The following is a 19,596-nucleotide window of genomic DNA, read 5'->3' on the forward strand; positions in this document are numbered from 1 at the left end:
AGTCGCATGCGCATCCGCCACGCCCCGGTCTTCGCCTGCCTGCTCGGCATCGGCATGCTCGTGCTGCTGCGGCCCGCCGTCGCCACCACGGTCTACAAGTGCACCGATACGGGCGGCGCCGTCACCTACCAGGATGCGCCGTGTCCGCGGCAGCAGAAGCAGCAGCCGATCCAGCTGCCGGACGAGCCGTTGACGGTCCCCGCTGCGGCGACCTCGATAGCGCCGCCGCCGCAGGAGGCCCCGCCACCCTCGCCGCCCGCCCCGCCAAGCGCGCCGCTGCCGGTGATGTTCGGCTGCCAGCGGGCAACGGACGGCAAGTCGTACCTGAGCGACAACGGCAACCCCGCTCCCTATCAGGCACCTTTCGGGATGCTCGGAGCCGTGCCGCAGCCGCTGGGGTCGGCCTACGGCACCGGAGGCACCGGAGGCGCCGGTGCCTCGGCCCCGGAGCTCAACCGTGGCAAGGTCACCAGCGGCCTGGTCGCGAACAACTATGTATGGGTGCAGGACCAGTGCCGCGAACTCAGTCCGGAGGAAACCTGCGCGGCATTGCAGGATGCCTACGACAAGAACGAGCAGCAGCTGCGCCAGGCCTTCAAGAGTGAGCGCGCGCCGTTCGAGAAGCGCGAGCAAACCCTGCAGGCGCAACTGGTCGGTTGCCCGGGCTGACCAGGACGGGACTCGACACATGCCCGGCGTCGCGACTGCCTACCCACAGGGTTGTCCACAGGGCGCGCCGTACGCTGCTCGCGAGTTTGCTTGTGCCTGCTGACATTCGCATCACACTGGTGAAAGACATTGCCCGGCAAGGGCTTGCGGCACCCTTCCACAGGGTTGTCCCCGCTCTGTCCACAGTCGCTGTGGACAACCGGCGCGTCAGAATCCGTAGCTGATGAAGCCGCCATCCACCGCCAGCACTTGCCCGGTGATGTAGCTGGCGGCGGGCAGACACAGGAACGCAATCGCCGCAGCGACCTCTTCCGGCTCGCCGATGCGTCGCAGCGGAGTGTGGTCGAGCACTTCGTCCAAGTAGTCCGGATCGGCCAGCGCACCATCGGTGCGCTGCGTGCGGATGTACCAGGGTGCCACTGCATTCACGCGGATGCCGTCGACTGCCCATTCGGCGGCCAGGTTGCGGGTGAGCTGGTGCAGCGCCGCCTTGCTCATGCCGTAAGGCGCACCGGTCCGCACGTGCGTGATGCCTGACACCGAGCCGACGTTGACGATCGCCGCATGCGCGTGTTGCACCAGTTGCGGATGCGCGAGCCGACACATCTCGAACGCCGAGAACAGGTTTTGCTCGAAGATCGCCCGATAGCTCTCCGCGCGGTAGTCCAGTGTGGCAAGCGACTGGTTGCCGCCGGCGTTGTTTACCAGCAGCGAGAGCGGTGCGCCCAGATCGGCGATCCAGTCGAAGACGGCCAGCCGCTCCTCCGGCTCGGCGAGGTCGGCGCCGAAGGCCAGCACCCGAATGCCGGGAAAATCATCTTCCAGCTCGGTGCGCACCTGCTCCAGATGATCCTCGTCGCGGGCTGCCAGCAGCAGGTCGGCACCCAGCCCGGCAAGTTCGCGCGCGGTGGCGTAACCGATGCCCTTGCTGGCGCCGGTGATCAGCGCGGTGTGGCCCTGCAGCTGCCATGCGTCGATGCGGGTATTCATGTCACGAGCTTAGAACGGCGCAGCAAGCCCGACCAGTCGCTTGCTGCGGGCGCGTGGCGGCGGGACACTGCGGCATCTTTCCCGGGGAATCCTTCCATGGCACTGCGCCGCTCGCTGCTCGCCTGGTCACTGCTTACGCTGTTGTGCGCCTGTTCCGGCAAGCCGCCCGCGCCGCAGGCACCAGAGACGGCGAAGCCGGCCCCGGTAGCGACACCCTGGGACGACATGAAGAAAACCGAGCAGCGCGCAGCAGACGTCCAGAAAGCCGTGGACCATCAGGCGGCGGAGCAGCGCGCCCAGCTGGAGCAGCAGGAACACTAGGCCGGCCGCTGGCGCCCGCTGTGCCGAGTGTGATTGGCCTCAGCGCGGGGCGCAGAAGCAGTAGGCGTAAACGTTCGGCCGGCCCGCCTGGGCCTGGCGCAGCAGCTTCAGCTCCGGCAAGGCCCGGGGCAGCGCCGCCATCCATGCCGGCAGGTGCAGGCCGTAGCTCTGCGCCAATTGCACCGCCGCGCCCTGGTTGAGTCCGACCATGAAGCGCTCGAACCCACCCAGCGGCTGCTCGACGTAGCGCACCGGCGGATGCTTGCCCAGGCCGGCCTTCTCGGCGGCGAAGGCCAGTGCGGCGTCCAGCCCGCCCAGCTGATCGACCAGCCCGCGATCCAGCGCCTGTGCGCCGGTCCATACCCGCCCCTGCGCGATCGCGTCGACGGCGTCGTAATCCTTGCCGCGGGCCTTCGCCACGCCACCGACGAAGTCGCGATAGCCTTTCTCGATGATCGCCTGGATCACCGCGCCGACCTTGGGATCGAGTGGACGGGTGATGTCGAACGCGCCGGCCATCGGACCGGTGCCTACGCCGTCGCTCTGCACGCCGATCTTGGCCAGCGTCTCGGGGATGGAGTAGTACATGCCGAAGATGCCGATCGAGCCGGTGATGGTGTTGGGTTCGGCAAAGATGCGGTCCGCATTCATCGAGATCCAGTAGCCGCCGCTGGCCGCCACGTCGCCCATCGAGACCACGACCGGGATGCCGGCCTTGCGGGTGAGCTCCACCTCACGGCGGATCTGCTCGGCGGCGTACACCTCGCCGCCGGGCGAGTTCACCCGCAGCACCAGTGCCTTGGTCTTCTTGTCCTCGCGTGCGGCGCGGATGAGTGCGGCGGTGGACTCGCCGCCGATCGACCCCTGCGGCTGCTTGCCGCCGCTGATCTCGCCTTCGGCGACCACCACCGCGATGCCCGGCTTGAACAGTGCATCGGTGTCGTCCGGCAGCTGAGCCACGTAGCGCGAGAAGCCGACCGAGCGGAAGCCGCGCCCCTGGCGGCCGGCCGGCACGCCTTCGCGCCGCATCATCGTCTCGACGTCGGCCTCGGTGGCGAGACCGTCAACCAGATGCTCCTGGCGCGAAAGCTCGGCCAGGTTGCCGTGGGTGGTGCCGATGTTCTCGGGCAGGTTGTCGATATCGCTGCGCAACGCGGCGGGCTCGATCTTGCGCAGCTGCGCCACGGTGTCGATGTAGCGGTCCCACAGCCCGCCCATCCAGAAGCGGTCGGCTTCCTTCGCCTCGGGCGAGGCATGATCGAGGATGTAAGGCTCGGCGGCGCTCTTGAACTGACCCACGCGGAACAGGTGCACCTGCACCCCTAGCTTGTCCAGCAGGTCCTTGTAGAACAGCCGGTAATTGGCCAGCCCGGTGATCATCACGCCGCCCTGCGGGTCGACCAGCAGGCGATCGGCATGCGCCGCCAGGTAGTACTGGCTCTGGTCGTAGTTGACGCCCCAGGCGACCACCGGCTTGCCTGCCGCACGGAAACGGTCCAGCGCCGCACCCACCTCCCGCAGCGCGGCAAAGCCGCCAGCCTGCAGCTGGTCGGGTAGCAGCAGAATGCGCGTGATGTGCTTGTCGGTGGCCGCGGCGTCGATCGCGCGCACCAGATCGCGCACCTGCACTTCCTTGGGCTCCTCGCCGGACAGGCCGGCCATCACCCGCTGCAGCGGCGCGATGCTGAACTGCTCCACCAGCCGGCCCTCAGGCTTGAGCACCAGCACCGAGTCCTGCTCCAGGCCAAGGCCGGCGCGACGCCCGGCGGTGACGCCAATCACCGCCAGCAACACGATCAGCAGCAGGCCGAAAAACACCACGTTGATGATCACCAGCCGCACCACGTTGATGCCGCGGCCGAAGACGCGGAGGAATGCCCAGAAGCCATTGGGGCGTGACGCGGTCATGCGGGCATCCTGTACGAAAGGGGGTTCACGGATCGATCGGCAGCGTACCGGCTTGCACCGGTGCGGTCATGTGTGGATGGTCAGGGCGGGCGTGGTCGAGCGCCGCACCGGTCGCCCAGCGCTGGCGCCACGCGCTGCGCCAGAAGCGCACGAACAACATCACCGCCGACACGCTCAAGCCGGCGATCAGCCCCATCCACATGCCGCGGGCGCCCAGCCCGCGATGAAACGCCAGCCACCAGCCCACCGGCATGCCCACGCCCCAGTAGGCGAACAGGGTGATCGCCATCGGTACGCGGGTGTCCTTAAGTCCCCGCAGGGCGCCATTCGAGGCTACCTGGATACCGTCGGAGAACTGGAACACGCCCGCCAGCAGCAGCAGCTGCGCCGCCAGATCCACCACGTTGGCCTGCTCCGTGTAGAGCGACGCGATCTGGTGCGGCAGTCCGAACATGACCACTGCGGAGAGCAACTGGGTGACAAGGCTCAGCCCGATGCCGCAGAAGCCGGCGTAGCGTACGCCGCGTGCGTCGCCACGACCCACCGCGTTGCCCACCCGCACCGTGATTGCCATCGCCAGGCCCAGCGGCACCATGAAGAACAGCGACGCGACGTTGATCGCCACCTGATGGCTGGCCACCACGTCGTCGCCGAGGCGGCTGATGCCCAGCGCCACGGCGACGAACAGCCCCGCCTCCGCCAGCAGGCTCACCGCCATCGGCACGCCCACGTGCAAGAGGTCGCCGATGCGCCGCCACGCCGGCCATTCGAACCGGTCCAGCAGGCCCAAACCGCGGTAGTTGCGGTGACGCAGCACATATGTGGCGAACGCTGCCAGTTCGAGCCACAGCACCAGTGCCGTGGCCAGGCCGCAGCCGCGCGCGCCCTGCGGCGGCAGGCCGAGCTTGCCGTACATGAACACATAGCCCAGCGGCACCAGCAGCATCAGGCCGCCGAGGCTGAAGAACATCGACGGGCGGGTCAGCGAGAGGCCTTCGGACAGGCCACGCAGGGCGAAGTAGCAGGTCAGCGCCGGCGCGCCCCAGCTGATCGCGTGCAGGAACGCGTCGACGTCCTGGCGCAGGTCCGGCGTCACTCCGATCCAGGCGAACAGCGGGCTGGCGTGGCGTGCCGCGAACCACAGCACGACGCCGGTGATCAGCGCCAGCCACAACGCCTGGCGGAACACCGCGCCGATCGCATGGCGTTGCCCCGCGCCGTCGAGCTGGGCCACCGACGGCGGCAGCGCCATCATCAGGCCGATGCCGGTAACGATCGCCAGCGACCACACATTGGTACCCACCGCCACCGCGCCCAGCACGTGCGTGCTGAAGTGCCCCGACAGGAGCGCATCGATGACGTTGGAGCCGATCGCGGCGAGCTGGGCAAGCACCAGCGGCAGGGCGAGCCGCACGGTGGCGGCCAGCTCGTGCGCCATCCGCGCGCGATCGGGACGGAATGCTTTCATGACATCAAAAACCGGCAGGGCCGCGCATTCTACCCGAGGCGCGCAGGCGGACTGATTCCCGCCCCCGGCTTGTGACACCATCTGACGCCTCAGGGGAAGGGATCGATCAATGAACGAGCTGGATCACCTCAGCCAGGTGAGCTGCGCCAACTGCGGCACCGCCATGCAGGGCGAGTTCTGCCATCACTGCGGCCAGTCGATCCACAGCGTGCTCAAGCCGGTGCACCACATGGTGGAGGACACCATGGACATGGTGCTGCACGTGGACGGGCGCATCGTGCACACGCTGCCGCCGCTGCTGGTAAAGCCGGGCTTTCTTACCCTGGAGTACTTCTCCGGCCGGCGCATGCGCTACATCGCGCCATTCCGGCTGATGTTCGTGCTGGCGCTGCTGGCGTTCTTCGTCTGCCACCTCGCGCTCGATGGCGATGACGTGCCCCGCGATGCGGTGGTGCTGTCCACCCCGTTCGACCAGGCCGGTTCGGCGCAGGAGGTGCAGCAGCTGCTCGACCGCCGGGTCGCGGCCATCGGCGCCCAGCGACAGAAGGCCGGCAGCAACGCCGTCGCGCTCGCCGCACTGGGCGCGCAGGAAGCGCGCGTCCGCACCGAGGCGGCCGACCGCCTGGCGGAACTGGCACATGAAGGCAAGCAGGCCACCGCATCGACAGGCACCACCCATTCACACGTGAATCTTGTCCGCGCCGACGGCGCAACGAGCTTCTTCAGCGGCGAATGGGACGCGAAGGCACATCCGGTCCAGATTGGCTGGTTGCCCGGCTTCGTGAACCGACGCCTGACGGCGGCGCTGGAGCACATGCACGCGAACGTGGCCGCGCTTGCCGACGACGGCGAGGCCTCCCTGGCCACCCGGGAACGGCTGGTCGGGCAGCTGTTCTCGTCATTGCCACAGGTCTTGTTCCTGATGCTGCCGCTGTTCGCGCTGCTGCTGAAGGTGCTGTATGTGTTCCGGCGCCGGCTCTACATGGAGCACCTGATCGTGGCGCTGCACAGTCACGCCTTCCTCTTCCTGGCGCTGCTGCTGGCCGTGCTGCTGGCGCTGCTCGAAGGCTGGCTGGCCACCATTGCGACCTGCGCTGCCGGGCCGGTGCACCTGCTGGAGTGGGCGCTCGCCATCTGGGTGCCGATCTATCTGCTGCTGATGCAGAAGCGCATCTATCGCCAGGGCTGGCCGATGACCATCGTGAAGTATCTGGTCGTCGGCTGGTGCTACCTGTGGCTGCTGACTTTCGCGCTGGTGCTGAGTGCGGCGCTGACGCTTTCCCACTGAGGCCTGCGTCACACTTTTGCCGGGCTTGACCGGCGTATCCACGGCGCTTGCCGGCGGTTTTGCACAGCGTCACGGGACTGTCAAGCCATCGCGGCTGAGGGTTTCAAGCATGTGAAGGCGCGCCGACCGGAATTTTCAAGTTATTGATAAGAAAGCTTTTTTCTTACTGGCTAAAACTTGTCCATGGCGTCGTGAAGGCCGCCGCCATGGGGGTTGAAGCCACCCCCTCCCCGCCACGTCCACAGAGTTATCCACAGCAACTGTGGATAAGCGAAAAAAGTGCCCGGGAGACGCGACTTACCCCTTCTTTCTCGATCCCGAGCAAGCAACACGGGGCAAGATCCGGTGCGGCAACGCCAGTGGTGACAACCCCGCCCGATTCGGTCGGGAGCAGCCGCCGGCTACACTGGTGCGCCACGAGGTTGCCATGCCCACCGTCGTTCGCGTCGCCCTCCCTGTTCCGTTGCCAACGCTATTCGACTACCTGCCGCCTGCGCACGGCGAGGCGTGTGCCGGCAGCCGCGTGCTGGTGCCGTTCGGGCGTGGCCGCAAGGTCGGGGTGGTGGTCGATCCCGCGATCGAGGCCGCAGTCGACCCGACCCGGCTGAAAGCGGTCGAACGGCTGCTCGATGATGCGCCGCTGCTCGATCGCGAGCTGATGCAGACACTGGCCTGGGCGGCGGATTACTGGCTCGGCGCCCCGGGCGAGGCTTACGCCAACGCGCTGCCGCTGGCCTTGCGCGAACCGCGCCCGTGGCCGGATACCCGCGAGGAGTACTGGCGATTGACGGTTGCGGGCGCGCAGGCCGGTGCCGCCGGCACGCGTCGCGGGGCAAGCCAGGCCCTGCTCGGCCTGCTGAATGGCGGGCCGCAACGCGCCGATACGCTTGCCGAGCGCATGCCGGGCTGGCGGGCGGCAGCGCGGCGGCTGGCCGGTGCCGGCCTGATCGAGCGGCACGATGCGCCCAGCCCCGAAGCCATCCCCGCCGATACGCCGCTGTCGCTCAGTCCCGAACAGGTGCAGGCCGTGGAGGCCGTGTCGGCGCAGCGAGACCGTTTCCAGCCGTTTCTTCTCGACGGGGTGACCGGCAGCGGCAAGACCGAGGTGTATCTGGCGCTGATCGAGCAGGCGCTTGCTGAAGGCCGGCAGAGCCTGCTGCTGGTGCCGGAGATCGGCCTCGCGCCACAGACCCTGCGGCGGTTGCGGGAGGGGCTGGGCGTTGCAGTGGAAGTGCTGCATTCGAACCTGTCCGAAGGCGATCGCGCGCGCGCCTGGCTGCGCGCGCGCAGCGGCGAGGCACGGGTGGTGCTGGGCACGCGGTCGGCAGTCTTCACCCCATTGCCCCAGGCGGGCCTGATCGTCGTGGACGAGGAGCACGACGCGGCCTACAAGCAGCAGGACGGGTTCCGCTACCACGCGCGCGACCTGGCGCTGGTCCGCGCGCGCGCGCTGGGTGTGCCGATCGTGCTGGGCAGCGCCACGCCGTCGCTGGAGTCGCTTGCCAACGTGGAGAGCGGACGCTACCTGCGGCTGAAGCTGCGCGCGCGACCGGCGGCGCTGCATCCGCCACAGGTACAGATCGTCGACGTCCGCTCGCAGCATCTGGACCACGGCCTGTCCCCGGCGCTGCAGGCCGCGGTGCGCGACACGGTGGCGCGCGGCGAGCAGGTCCTGGTGTTCCGCAACCGCCGCGGCTATGCGCCGGTGCTGCTGTGCCACGCCTGCGGATGGCATGCCGACTGCCCCCGCTGCGAGCGGCCGCTGACCCTGCACGCGGGCCAGCGCCAGCTTCGCTGCCATCACTGCGATCACCGCGCGCGGGTGCCAGCGGCCTGCCCCGCCTGCGGCGCGGGCGCGCTGTGGCCACAAGGCCACGGCACCGAGCGGCTGGAGGATGCGCTCACCGACCTGTTCCCGGACGTGCCGGTGTTGCGCATCGATCGGGAGACCACCCGGCGGCGCGATGCTTTCGAACAACTGCTCGAGGGCCTGCGGCATGACGCGCCGGCGATCCTGGTGGGCACGCAGATGCTGGCCAAGGGCCACGACCTTCCCAACCTCACGCTGGTGGCGATCGTGGGCGTGGACGAGGGCCTGCACAGCATCGACTTCCGCGCGGCGGAACGCCTGGCGCAGCTGGTGGTGCAGGTGGCCGGACGCGCCGGACGGGCAGCCAAACCGGGCCGCGTGCTGCTGCAGACCCACCACCCCGACAACCCCCTGCTGCGCGGCCTGCTGGCCCACGGCTATGGCGCCGCCGCCGCCACGTTGCTGGCCGAGCGCAAGCAGATCGGCCTGCCGCCGTACACGCACCAGATCCTGCTGCGCGCCGAAGCGCATGAACGCGTCGCTGTGGATACGTTCCTCGCGGCGGCCGCCGCCGCGCTGCCACTCGGGCATCCGCTGTCGCTGGCCGGCCCCATGCCCGCGCCGATGCCGCTGCGGGCTGGACGGCACCGTGGCCAGCTGCTGCTGGAGTCGCACACGCGCAGCGTGCTGCACGCACTGGCGCGACCATGGCACCGCGAGCTGGGTCGGCTGCCGGCGGCACGAAGGGTGAGGTGGTCGCTGGACGTCGACCCCATCGACCTGTACTGACTCGAGCTTCCGACGATTGCGCGCATCACGGGGCCGCCACCGGCACCGCCTATAATCGGGGACTGACGTCAGGAGGTCCCATGCCATCGCAGCTCGAACAACTCCGCCAGTACACCACCGTGGTCGCCGACACCGGCGACATCGAGGCGATTGCCCGCTACAAGCCGGTCGATGCCACCACCAATCCCTCGCTGCTGCTCAAGGCTGCCGGTATTTCCGCCTATGCGCCCCTGCTCGATGAGGCGGTGCACTGGGCCAAGGGCCGCGGCAACGATCGCGACCGGCAGATCACCGACGCCGGCGACCACCTGGCAGTGGCGGTGGGCCGCAAGATTCTCGAGCTGGTGCCGGGCCGCGTCTCGACCGAGGTGGACGCTCGCCTGTCCTTCGACACCGACGCCACCATCGCCAAGGCCGAGCGGCTGATCGGCTTGTACGAAGATGCGGGGGTGAAGCGCGAGCGGATCCTGATCAAGATCGCGTCCACCTGGGCCGGCATCCGCGCGGCCGAACAGCTGGAGAAGCGCGGCATCCAGTGCAACCTGACGCTGCTGTTCTCGTTCGAGCAGGCAGTCGCTTGCGCCGAGGCAGGGGTCTACCTCATCTCGCCGTTCGTGGGTCGCATCATGGACTGGTACGTGGCCAATACCGACGCCGAGTCGTTCGAGCCGGAGCAGGATCCGGGCGTGCAGTCGGTGCGCCGCATCTACGACTGGTACAAGCGCCACGGCTTCGAGACCGTGGTGATGGGGGCTAGTTTCCGCAACGCCGGTCAGATTCGCGCACTCGCCGGCTGCGACCGCCTCACCATCAGCCCCGACCTGCTCGAGAAGCTCGATGCCAGCCACGACCCGCTGCCGCGTGCGCTCGACGATCACGGCGAGCGGGCCCCGCGGCCCGGACCGATCAGCGAGCCGGCGTTCCGCTGGGGTCACAATGAAGATCCGATGGCCACCGACAAGCTGGCCGACGGCATCCGCAAGTTCGCTGCCGACCAGTTGAAACTGGAGAAGCTGCTGTCGGCGAAGCTGTAGCTTCAAGCAATGGGACGGCGTCGGTAGCCGCGCGCCGGCAAAAAAAACGGCCCCTGCAGGGGCCGTTTTTTAGTCCAGCAACAACGTCAGGCGATCAGGCCGCGGCGGCAAACAACCCGCGCATCTTCTTCATCGCATTGGCCTCGACCTGCCGGATGCGCTCGGCGGAAACGCCGTACTCGTCGGCGAGGTCCTGCAGCGTGGCCTTGTCGTCGTTGAGCCAGCGACGCTGGATGATGTCGCGCGAGCGGTCGTCCAGCTTCTCCAGCGCGGCCGAGAGGGTCTCCATCTGGTTGTCGGACTGATCGGCGTCGGACACGTTGTCGTACGGGTCGGCACCATCGTCCACCAGGAACGCCGCCGGCGCCGGCTTGGCATCCTCGTCGTCGTTCAGCGGCTCGAATCCGATATCGCGACCGGACAAACGCGACTCCATCTCGCGAACCGTCGCCTCGGGCACGCCCAGATCCTTCGCCACCGTGCGCACCTCTTCGGCGTTCATCCAGCCCAGGCGCTTCTTGCTCTTGCGCAGGTTGAAGAACAGCTTGCGCTGCGCCTTGGTGGTCGCAACCTTGACGATGCGCCAGTTCTTGAGGATGAACTCGTGCATCTCGGCGCGGATCCAGTGCACCGCAAAGCTGACCAGGCGCACACCCTGGTCCGGGTCGAAGCGCTTGACCGCCTTCATCAGGCCGATGTTGCCTTCCTGGATGAGGTCGGCGAGCTGCAGGCCGTAGCCGCTGTAGCCACGGGCCACGTGCACGACGAAGCGCAGGTGCGACATCACCAGCTTCTTGGCCGACGACAGATCGCTCTCTTCGAGATAGCTGCGCGAAAGTGCCTGCTCCTCATCCTGGCTCAGCACCGGAATGCGGTGCACGGCCGAAATGTAGGCATCGAGACTACCGACGACGCTGGGTACCGGAATGTTGGCGGTGACCAAGGCCTGTGACATGAGCGGAACCTCCTAGATGGGATGCAGCTTAGCACTCGGGTACTTTGAGTGCTAAGACCGGCACAAGTTCCGGCGCGGCATCAAGTTGCCGCGTCGACTTAATGAACCCTATGGTACAGAAATGGGCCGCGAAAGTCCAGATCCCGCGCCGCGAACGATCCATTTTCCGCGTCGCGCATTCAGCTCTCGTGAACGGTGCTCAAAGGGCCGGCAATGACGCGCGCGGCGGCAGCGACCAGTCGATTGGCGGCAGTCCCCGACCGACCAGCAAGTCGTTCGTCGCCGAGAAGTGACCGCAGCCGATGAAGCCGCGATGGGCAGACAGCGGCGAGGGATGCACTGCCGTGAGTACGTGGTGGCGGGAGCCATCGATCAGGCGCCCCTTGCGCTGCGCATAACTGCCCCAGAGCAGGAACACGATGCCCTCCTGCTCACGGTTGAGCGCCTCGATCGCAGCATCGGTAAAGCCTTCCCACCCTTTGCCTTGGTGGGACCCTGCCAGGCCCTGCTCCACCGTCAGCACGGCGTTGAGCAGCAGCACGCCACGGTCGGCCCACGGCGCAAGACAGCCATGGTCTGGCCGCGGAAGGCCCAGATCCCGGCTGATTTCCTTGAAGATGTTGTCCAGCGACGGCGGCACCCGCACGCCCGGCCGCACCGAAAAGCAGAGACCGTGGGCCTGGCCGGCGCCGTGATAGGGGTCTTGGCCCAGGACCACCACGCGCACAGCCTCGAAAGGTGTGCGGTTGAACGCGGTGAAGATCTCCGGCCCCGGCGGGAAGATCAGCTTGCCGCGCTGCTTCTCCTCACGCAGGAAACCGGCGAGAGCCTGCATCTCCGGCCGTTCCAGATAGCCGCCGATGCGCGCTTTCCAGCCAGGCTCCAGCCGAACGGGCCGCTCGCTCATGCCGACGCGTTGAGCGAGTGCAGGTGCTGGGACACACGCAGCTGGAACAGCAGCTTGGTGATCAGCAGGTTTTCCTCGACCGGCTTTTCCACCAAGTCGTTGGCACCCGCCTTGAGCAGCGCCGCCTGATTGGCCGGGTTCTCGTCGCCGGTCATCACCAGCACCGGCAGGCGACCCTTGCCGTAGCCGAACTCGGTGCGGATGCGTTCGAGCAGGTCACCGCCGGTGAGTTCACCTTTGAGGCTGACGTCGGTCAGCACCACGTCGGCGCCGATCCAGCCGAGGGCACGATCGGCCTCCAGCAAGGCCAGCGCATCCTCCACGCTCACCACGTGCCGCACGGTGAGCCCGATCTTCTCCATCATCCGCCGTGTGGCCAGCGCCACCACCCGGCTGTCTTCAACGTAAAGCACGGTGCCGGAGACCGAAGCCTGGGGACTCACGTAGCCGCGGATGAAGGCGCCGAGTGCGGAGAAACCCAGCGACTTGTCGAAGTAGTCGGTGACATGCTCGCCCAGCGCGCGGCGGTGCAGCCGGTCGTCGACATCGCCGGACACCACCACGATCGGCACATAGGCCTGCGGTGCCGACTCGCGCACGTAGCGCGCCAGTTCCAGCCCGTCCATGTCGGGCAGGCGCAGGGCGATGGTGATGAAGTCGAAGGCGCCCCCCTGCAGCTCCCGCTGTGCGTCCTCACCGGTTGCGCAGTCAACGATTTCCGCCGCCGGCAGCTCGCTCTTGAGCACGCGCGCGATCAGCTGACGCACCACCTTGGAGCCGTCGACCACCAGCACGCGCGGTGCATCGCCCACAGTGCGGCGGCTGATGTTGTCACTCATGGCCTGCCGTCCACGCGTTGGATAACCTTATTCGCACGTCGAACACTCCGCGCCTCCACGCCCGCAAGATTCCCGATCGTGCAATGCGACGGGGCCACCTGCCTGCGATCACCATCACTTTCCCGGCCATCGGGTTCATCATGCGGCCCGCCGCAGCTGCCAGGCGCTGACCAGCCGCGCCCCGAGCCAACCGAGCAGCGCCGCCGCCAGTGGCGTGGCGAGCAGCAGCCACAGCGGCAGCGCGCCGAGTTCCAGCTGCCCCGCATACGCCGCATTCAGTCGCTCCACCGGCGCCACCAGCGCCAGCTCGATGGCCACCGCCAGCAGCGATGCCAGCACCCCGCCAAAGAGTCCGTACCAGACGCCGGCGTAGAGGTACGGCCGGCGCACGAACGGCCGACTGGCGCCGATCAGTGTCAGCACGCCGATCTCCTCGATGCGGCTGGCGATATCCACCCGCACCGTGTTGCCTACCACCAGCAGCGCCGCCAGCGAAAGCAGGCCCGCCAGCACCAGCACGATCCGGTTGCCCAAGCCCAGCAACGCGTCCAGGCGCTGCCGCCAGCTGCCGCTGTCCTGCACCAGGTCCACGCCCTGCAGGTCGCGCAACTGGGTCACCAGGTCCTGGACCGCGGGCGCATCGAGCGCCTGCTTCGGCTGCACGTCGAGCACATAAGGCAACGGGTTGTCGTCCAGCGCATGGATGGCTCCGCTGAAACCCTGCATCCCGGCCAATTCGTCCAGGCCCTGCTGCGGTGTCTTCACGACGACCGCCGCGACGTCCTGGCGCTCGCGCACCTGGGTAGCGAGCAGCTGCGCCGCGGGGCCGCTCGTGCCCGGCGCCAGGAACACGCTGATCGCCTGGTGCTGCCCAAGCGTGTCGCCCATGGTCCGGATGTTTCCCAGCAACAGGTAGAACGCGAGCGGCAGCGCCAGCGCGACCCCGATGACCGCGACCGTGAGCAGGGTGCCGAAGGGCTTGCCGAGCAGGCGACCCAGGCTGGCGCCGGCGCTCCAGCGATGATGCTCGGCCCAGCCGGCGACACGCCGGGATTCGCTGCGGCCACTGCGCGCCGCGGTGGTTTCCGCCGAAGCCGTCGTGCGCGCGCTCACAGCACCTCCTGCGCACCGACGTCGGCGACCAGCCGGCCGTGATCGAGCACCACCACGCGCTTCTTCATCCGCTTGATAAGGGGCAGGTCGTGGCTGGCCACCAGCACGGTGGTGCCGACCTGCTGGAACTCCGCGAACAGCGCCATGATCTCCATCGCCAGCTGCGGATCGAGGTTGCCGGTTGGTTCGTCGGCAATCAGCAGGCTCGGCCGCGCCACGATCGCACGAGCGATGCCCACCCGCTGTTGTTCGCCCGTGGACAGCGTATCGGGCAGCTGGCGCTCATAGGCCAGCAGGCCAACTTTCTCCAGCGCTGCGCGCACGCGCTTGCCGCGCTCGGCCGGAGCCAGTCCGCCGATCACCAGCGGCAGCTCGACATTGGCGAACACCGAACGATCCATCAGCAGTCGATGATCCTGAAAAACCATGCCGATGCGCTGGCGCAACCGGGGTATGCCGCGCCGGCCGATTTTCGACAGGTTCTGGTGGTCGAGGTGGATCTGCCCGTGCGACGGCCGTTCGATCAGCGCCAGCAGCTTGAGCAGGGTGCTCTTGCCGGCACCGGAATGGCCGGTGACGAAAGCCATCTCGCCATCACCCACCTCGAAAGATAGCTGCGAGATGGCCTCGTGGCCCCCGTCATAGCGTTTGCTCACCTGATCAAAGCGGATCACCGCATGTCCCCGACGCTGCCGGTTTTAGCAGCGGCAAGGATACGGGATGCGCGCAATCAGGTGAGCCCCCGGCGGCGAGGCGATGCCTTGCCGCCGAAGGACCCACGGCACGCTCAGCGCCCAGTGAACAGACGCGTGAGGCGACGGAAGAAGCCGGGCTTCTTCGGCGCATGCGACTCGCCGTGCGGCGCGGACTGTGTCGCCACCTGGCGTGACGGTCGTGCGCCCTGCTGCTCGGCCGGGCGACGCTCGCGCGGCGGCCGTCGTTCGCCGCGAGGCGTCGCCGGCGTCTCGCCGACGTTCGCCGCCGAGCTGGCTGACGCATCGGCGGTGGCCGGCTCGCCTTCCCGACGGCGACCGCGGCCGCCACGGCGCCGGCGCCGCTTCGGCTCGCCGCCGGCAAGATCGGCCGGCGCGGCATCGGGCGTCACGGCCGCGGTCGGGGCGACCGCGGCGTCGGAAGAGCCCGCCGCCGGGGCATCCACGCGGTCGGCGCTCGGCTTGCGCGGCGGTCGCGCCTCACCCGGTCGCGATCCGCGCGATGGCCTGCCGTCACGCGTACCGTCGCGGCTGCCGCTGCCGCTGCGGCCGCGCGTGCCCTTGTCGCCATCGCGCGGTTCCACGCGATCGCCAAAGGCCGCGCTGTCGGCGGCCGCGTCGGCCACGAACTGCGCGTCGATCTCCTTCGGCTTGGGCATGATCAGGAGATCCGGCTCGACCGAGGCCACCGGGATCTTCTGCTCGATGTAGGCCTCGATATCCGGCAGACTCATCGCGTAGAGGTCGCAGGCGAAGCTGATCGCGTCACCCTCTGCACCCAGGCGGGCCGTGCGGCCGATGCGATGCACGTAGTCTTCGGCATCCTGCGGCAGGTCGTAATTGAAGACATGGCTGACCGCCGGGATGTGCAGGCCGCGCGCGGCGACGTCGGTGCACACCAGCATGTCGAGCTGGCCGTCCTGGAAGCGCTGCAGCAGCTTCTGCCGCTTCAGCTGCGGCACGTCGCCGGACAGCGCGCCTACCCGGTAGCCCTGGCGCTTCACCCGATCGGTCACCCGCTCGGCGGCCGCCTTGGTGTTGACGAAGATGATGCTGCGCTCGGCCTGGGTGCGCTCGAGCAGGTTCAGCAGCAGCGGCATCTTCTCTTCCTTGGCCGGGAAGTAGACGACCTGACGCACCTTGTCCGCGGTGATGTTGTCGGTCTCCACCACCAGCTTCTCGGCCTCGTGCATGTGCTCGTAGGCCAGTTCCAGCACGCGGTGGCTCAGTGTGGCCGAGAACAGCAGCACCTGACGCTGCTCGCGCGCCGGCAGGCGGCGGAAAATGAAGCGCACGTCCTTGATGAAGCCGAGGTCGAACATGCGGTCGGCCTCGTCGATCACCATCACCTCGACGCTGCTCAGGCCGAACACGTCCTGCTTGTAGTAGTCGAGCAGGCGGCCGGGCGTGGCGATGATGATGTCGCAGCCGTCCTTGAGCTGCTGGCGCTGCTTGTCGTAGTCGACGCCGCCGTAGATCAGCGCCGTGCGCAGGCCGGTGTGCTTGCCGATGGCCTGGGCGTCCTTGTCGATCTGGATCGCCAGCTCGCGGGTCGGCGCGATCACCAGCGCACGCGGGTCGGAGTCCTTGCGGTCGGCGGCGGCCGGCTGGGTCAGCAGGCGATTCATCATCGCCACCAGAAACGCGCAGGTCTTGCCGGTGCCGGTCTGTGCCTGGCCGGCCACGTCGCGGCCGGCCAGCGCGACCGGCAGGGTCAGCTCCTGGATCGGCGTGCAGCGCGTGAATCCGGCCTCGTCCAGGCCCTGCTTGAGCAACGGATGCAGGTCGAAGTTGGTGAAGAAGCTGTCGGTCAGTACGGTTTGGGACATGGGAGACCAGAGTCGGATGCAGGCGGCGCGATGGCGGCTCGCCCGGTCCCGTCGCCGCGGGGCGTTGGGACGGGTGGATGGATGCGGCGCGATCGAGGGCGGGCGGCACCGGGCAGGCAACGGGCCTGCGCGGCTGCCGGCACGGACGGTGACGGGCGCCGGAACGGAACGGCCGAACCGGCAGTTCCGCTGGCATAGGGAAAGTCGTCCCGGAGCGGTCCGCACCGCCAGCCGACCTTGCCTATGTCAACGAAACCGCCTGCCCGCCGGACCCTTGAATCGCTTGAATCGCGCCCCGAGTTAGGCTGCAATGCAGGCTTGCCGCAACGGCGATCCTGATTCCCCTATCGGAACGACCCGCGCTTCAATGGGCGCTGCGAAGTGTAGCCGAAGCCGGCTGCGCGGTCGCTCCCACCCCACCGCCAGCCACGGAGAACCCCGGTGAGCGACCTGATTACCCATGTAAGCGACGACGTCTTCGAGCAGGAAGTGCTGAAGTCCGACACTCCCGTACTGCTCGATTTCTGGGCCGAGTGGTGCGGCCCGTGCAAGGCCATCGCGCCGGTGCTCGACGAGCTGGCCAAGCAGTACGAAGGCAAGCTGCGCGTGGTCAAGATCAACATCGACCAGAACCAGCAGACGCCTCGCACCTATGGCGTGCGCGGGATTCCGACGCTGATGATGTTCAAGAACGGCAAGGTCGAGGCCACCCAGATCGGTGCCGTCGGCAAGGGCCAGCTGACCCAGATGATCGACAAGGCGCTCTGACGCGCCGCCCGCATCCGCCGCCGCGCTTTACGGCGCCGCGCGGCGGGTGCTAGATTCCTCGTCCTGTTCGGAACAGTCCTGTTCCGCTGCGCGTTCTGCGCGATGTTCACCCTCCCTTCCTGTACCAACGGCGCCCCCACGAGGTTTGCCCGTGTCCGATATCGAAAGCAAAGAACCGAACGACGCCAAGGGCGCCGATGCCAAGCCTGCGGGCGAACCGAAGCCGCGCGCTCCACGCAAGGCAGCGGCACCGAAGGCAGACAAGGCGCCCGCCCCCGGCCCGTCGTCCGAAGCGCCGCGCCCGGCTCCCGCTCCAGCTCCCGTGCAGGCCAGCTTGCCGGTGGATCGTGGCAACGAGCGCGGCGCCGCGGAGCGCCCGGCCAGCAGCGACGGCAACGCGCGGCCGGCCAGCGAGGCGCGCGACAGCGGCCAGGCTGGCGGGCAGAACGGTGGCAACGGCGGGAATGGCGGGAACGGTGGTGGCCAGAGTCAGCAGGGCGGCCAGAACCAGCAAGGCCAGAACAACCAGACTGGTGGTCAGGGCGGTCAGGGCGGCGGTGGTCAGGGGGGTGGTGGCCAGAACGGCGGCCGCAATGATCGCAACGACCGCAACGACCGCGGCCGCCGGCGGCGCCACGAGCGTGGCCAGCGGCCCCAGGGTGGTGGCGGTGGTGGTGGCTCGCGCAATCCCAACGGCCTGCCGGATGATGACGAGACCGGCGACGTCGGCAGCAATGATCGCCTGATCAACCTGACCGAACTCAAGCGCATGCGCGCACCGCAGTTGCTGGAGTTTGCCGAGTCGCTTGGCGTGCACGAAGGTGTCGCCCGTGCGCGCAAGCAGGACGTGATCTTCAACATCCTCAAGGCGCACGCCCGCTCCGGTGGCGGCATCTGGGCCGAGGGTGTGCTGGAGATCCTGCAGGACGGCTTCGGCTTCCTGCGCTCGGCCGACGAGAGCTACCTGGCCGGCCCCGACGACATCTACGTCTCGCCCAGCCAGATCCGTCGCTTCAACCTGCGCACCGGCGACTACATCACCGGGCGCGTGCGCCATCCGAAGGAAGGCGAGCGCTACTTCGCCATGCTTCGCGTCGACGACATCAACGGCGACCCGCCGGAAGCGTCGAAGAACAAGATGCTGTTCGAGAACCTCACGCCGCTGTTCCCGCGCAAGGCGTTCAAGCTCGAGCGCGGCAACGGGTCGAGCGAGGACATCACCGGCCGCATCCTCGATTTGATCGCGCCGATCGGCAAGGGCCAGCGCGGCCTGATCGTCTCCCAGCCGAAGTCGGGCAAGACGATGATGCTGCAGAACATCGCCCAGGCGATCCAGTACAACCACCCCGAATCGCACCTGATCATGCTGCTGATCGACGAGCGTCCGGAGGAGGTCACCGAGATCGCACGCACCGTGCGGGCCGAGGTCATCTCCTCGACCTTCGACGAGCCCGCCGTGCGCCACGTGCAGGTCGCCGAGATGGTGATCGAGCGGGCCAAGCGCCTGGTCGAGCACAAGAAGGACGTGATCATTCTGCTCGACTCGATCACCCGCCTGGCGCGCGCCTACAACACCGTGATCCCGAGCTCCGGCAAGGTGCTCACCGGTGGCGTGGACGCCAATGCCCTGCAGCGCCCCAAGCGTTTCTTCGGCGCGGCGCGCAACGTGGAGGAAGGCGGCAGCCTGACCATCATCGCCACCGCGCTGACCGAAACCGGCTCCAAGATGGACGAGGTGATCTACGAGGAGTTCAAGGGCACCGGCAACATGGAAGTGCACCTTAGCCGCCGTATCTCGGAGAAGCGCGTCTATCCGGCGATCGATATCAACCGCTCCGGCACCCGCCGCGAAGACCTGCTGATCGAGCCGGACCTGCTGGCCAAGATCTGGATCCTGCGCAAGCTCCTGCACCCGATGGACGAGCTGGCCGCGATGGAGTTCATGCTCGACAAGATGAAGAGCACCAAGTCCAACGACGAGTTCTTCAACTCGATGAAGCGCTGACGATCTTCGCGATCGATGGACACGAAAAAGCCGGCCCCTGGCCGGCTTTTTCGTGTCGCGCCCGGGCCGTGGGTACCGGCCGCGACAACCGGTGCCGGTAAACGCCGGATGCGTCCACGCCAGCCTCGTGAACTCTCACGTACAATTATTGGGCATGCGCCCGTTGAGGCGCGGCCTGCCGTCCCCATAA

General features: G+C 68.0%; 16 protein-coding genes. 7 read left to right on the top strand and 9 right to left on the bottom strand.

Annotation, left to right across the window (positions count from 1 at the left end; translation table 11 throughout):
- Positions 1-6: 6 nt before the first annotated feature.
- Positions 7-669, top strand: a complete 663-nt coding sequence (locus VFG40_RS06610) for a DUF4124 domain-containing protein (protein ID WP_324896168.1) — start codon at positions 7-9, stop codon at positions 667-669.
- 207 nt (positions 670-876) lie between these two features.
- Here the strand turns inward: VFG40_RS06610 and VFG40_RS06615 are convergent, their stop codons facing one another.
- Positions 877-1,659, bottom strand: a complete 783-nt coding sequence (locus VFG40_RS06615; RefSeq protein WP_324896169.1) for an SDR family oxidoreductase — start codon at positions 1,657-1,659, stop codon at positions 877-879.
- A gap of 96 nt (positions 1,660-1,755) precedes the next feature.
- Between VFG40_RS06615 and VFG40_RS06620 the strand changes: the two genes are divergently transcribed.
- Positions 1,756-1,980 carry a hypothetical protein gene (locus VFG40_RS06620; protein WP_324896171.1) on the top strand — a complete coding sequence of 75 codons (225 nt, stop codon included), beginning with the start codon at positions 1,756-1,758 and terminating at the stop codon, positions 1,978-1,980.
- 39 nt (positions 1,981-2,019) lie between these two features.
- Here VFG40_RS06620 and sppA read toward each other — a convergent pair whose 3' ends face one another.
- Both sppA and VFG40_RS06630 read right to left on the bottom strand, forming a co-directional pair.
- Positions 2,020-3,888: a signal peptide peptidase SppA gene (gene sppA, locus VFG40_RS06625; protein WP_324896173.1), complete on the bottom strand. Its 1,869-nt coding sequence runs from the start codon at positions 3,886-3,888 to the stop codon at positions 2,020-2,022.
- 25 nt (positions 3,889-3,913) lie between these two features.
- Complete coding sequence (locus tag VFG40_RS06630) at positions 3,914-5,356, bottom strand: MATE family efflux transporter (RefSeq protein ID WP_324896175.1); 1,443 nt, start codon at positions 5,354-5,356, stop codon at positions 3,914-3,916.
- Positions 5,357-5,465: 109 nt separating this feature from the next.
- Between VFG40_RS06630 and VFG40_RS06635 the strand changes: the two genes are divergently transcribed.
- From VFG40_RS06635 to tal, 3 genes are all read left to right on the top strand, one after another.
- Positions 5,466-6,644 (top strand): DUF3667 domain-containing protein, encoded by a 1,179-nt coding sequence (locus VFG40_RS06635; RefSeq protein ID WP_324896177.1) that lies wholly within the window; start codon positions 5,466-5,468, stop codon positions 6,642-6,644.
- Between the two features lie 427 nt (positions 6,645-7,071).
- Entirely contained in the window at positions 7,072-9,243 is a 2,172-nt protein-coding gene (locus VFG40_RS06640) for a primosomal protein N' (RefSeq protein WP_324896179.1), read from the top strand.
- Positions 9,244-9,323: 80 nt separating this feature from the next.
- Positions 9,324-10,277, top strand: coding sequence for a transaldolase (tal, locus tag VFG40_RS06645; protein WP_324896181.1), 954 nt, complete (start codon positions 9,324-9,326; stop codon positions 10,275-10,277).
- A 94-nt stretch (positions 10,278-10,371) separates the two neighbouring features.
- Here the strand turns inward: tal and rpoH are convergent, their stop codons facing one another.
- From rpoH to VFG40_RS06675, 6 genes are all read right to left on the bottom strand, one after another.
- Entirely contained in the window at positions 10,372-11,232 is an 861-nt protein-coding gene (gene rpoH, locus VFG40_RS06650) for an RNA polymerase sigma factor RpoH (RefSeq protein WP_324896183.1), read from the bottom strand.
- Between the two features lie 199 nt (positions 11,233-11,431).
- Positions 11,432-12,139, bottom strand: coding sequence for a uracil-DNA glycosylase (gene ung / locus VFG40_RS06655; RefSeq protein ID WP_324896185.1), 708 nt, complete (start codon positions 12,137-12,139; stop codon positions 11,432-11,434).
- Positions 12,136-12,978, bottom strand: a complete 843-nt coding sequence (locus tag VFG40_RS06660) for a response regulator (protein WP_324896187.1) — start codon at positions 12,976-12,978, stop codon at positions 12,136-12,138. The genes ung and VFG40_RS06660 overlap by 4 nt, the downstream gene beginning before the upstream one ends.
- Before the next feature lie 138 nt (positions 12,979-13,116).
- The gene (ftsX, locus tag VFG40_RS06665) at positions 13,117-14,091 is read right to left on the bottom strand and encodes a permease-like cell division protein FtsX (RefSeq protein WP_324896189.1); all 975 of its coding nucleotides are present in this window, start codon (positions 14,089-14,091) and stop codon (positions 13,117-13,119) included.
- A complete protein-coding gene (gene ftsE, locus VFG40_RS06670) occupies positions 14,088-14,765 on the bottom strand; it encodes a cell division ATP-binding protein FtsE (RefSeq protein ID WP_324896191.1) in 678 nt (225 codons plus the stop codon). The genes ftsX and ftsE overlap by 4 nt, the downstream gene beginning before the upstream one ends.
- Before the next feature lie 113 nt (positions 14,766-14,878).
- The gene (locus VFG40_RS06675) at positions 14,879-16,633 is read right to left on the bottom strand and encodes an ATP-dependent RNA helicase RhlB (RefSeq protein WP_324896193.1); all 1,755 of its coding nucleotides are present in this window, start codon (positions 16,631-16,633) and stop codon (positions 14,879-14,881) included.
- 441 nt (positions 16,634-17,074) lie between these two features.
- Between VFG40_RS06675 and trxA the strand changes: the two genes are divergently transcribed.
- Together trxA and rho are read left to right on the top strand one after the other, a co-directional pair.
- Entirely contained in the window at positions 17,075-17,401 is a 327-nt protein-coding gene (gene trxA / locus VFG40_RS06680) for a thioredoxin TrxA (RefSeq protein WP_324896195.1), read from the top strand.
- A gap of 151 nt (positions 17,402-17,552) precedes the next feature.
- The gene (gene rho, locus VFG40_RS06685) at positions 17,553-19,406 is read left to right on the top strand and encodes a transcription termination factor Rho (protein ID WP_324896197.1); all 1,854 of its coding nucleotides are present in this window, start codon (positions 17,553-17,555) and stop codon (positions 19,404-19,406) included.
- The last annotated feature ends 190 nt before the right edge of the window (positions 19,407-19,596 follow it).

The organism is Dyella sp., assembly GCF_035685805.1.
In the GTDB taxonomy this organism is placed as follows: domain Bacteria; phylum Pseudomonadota; class Gammaproteobacteria; order Xanthomonadales; family Rhodanobacteraceae; genus Dyella_A.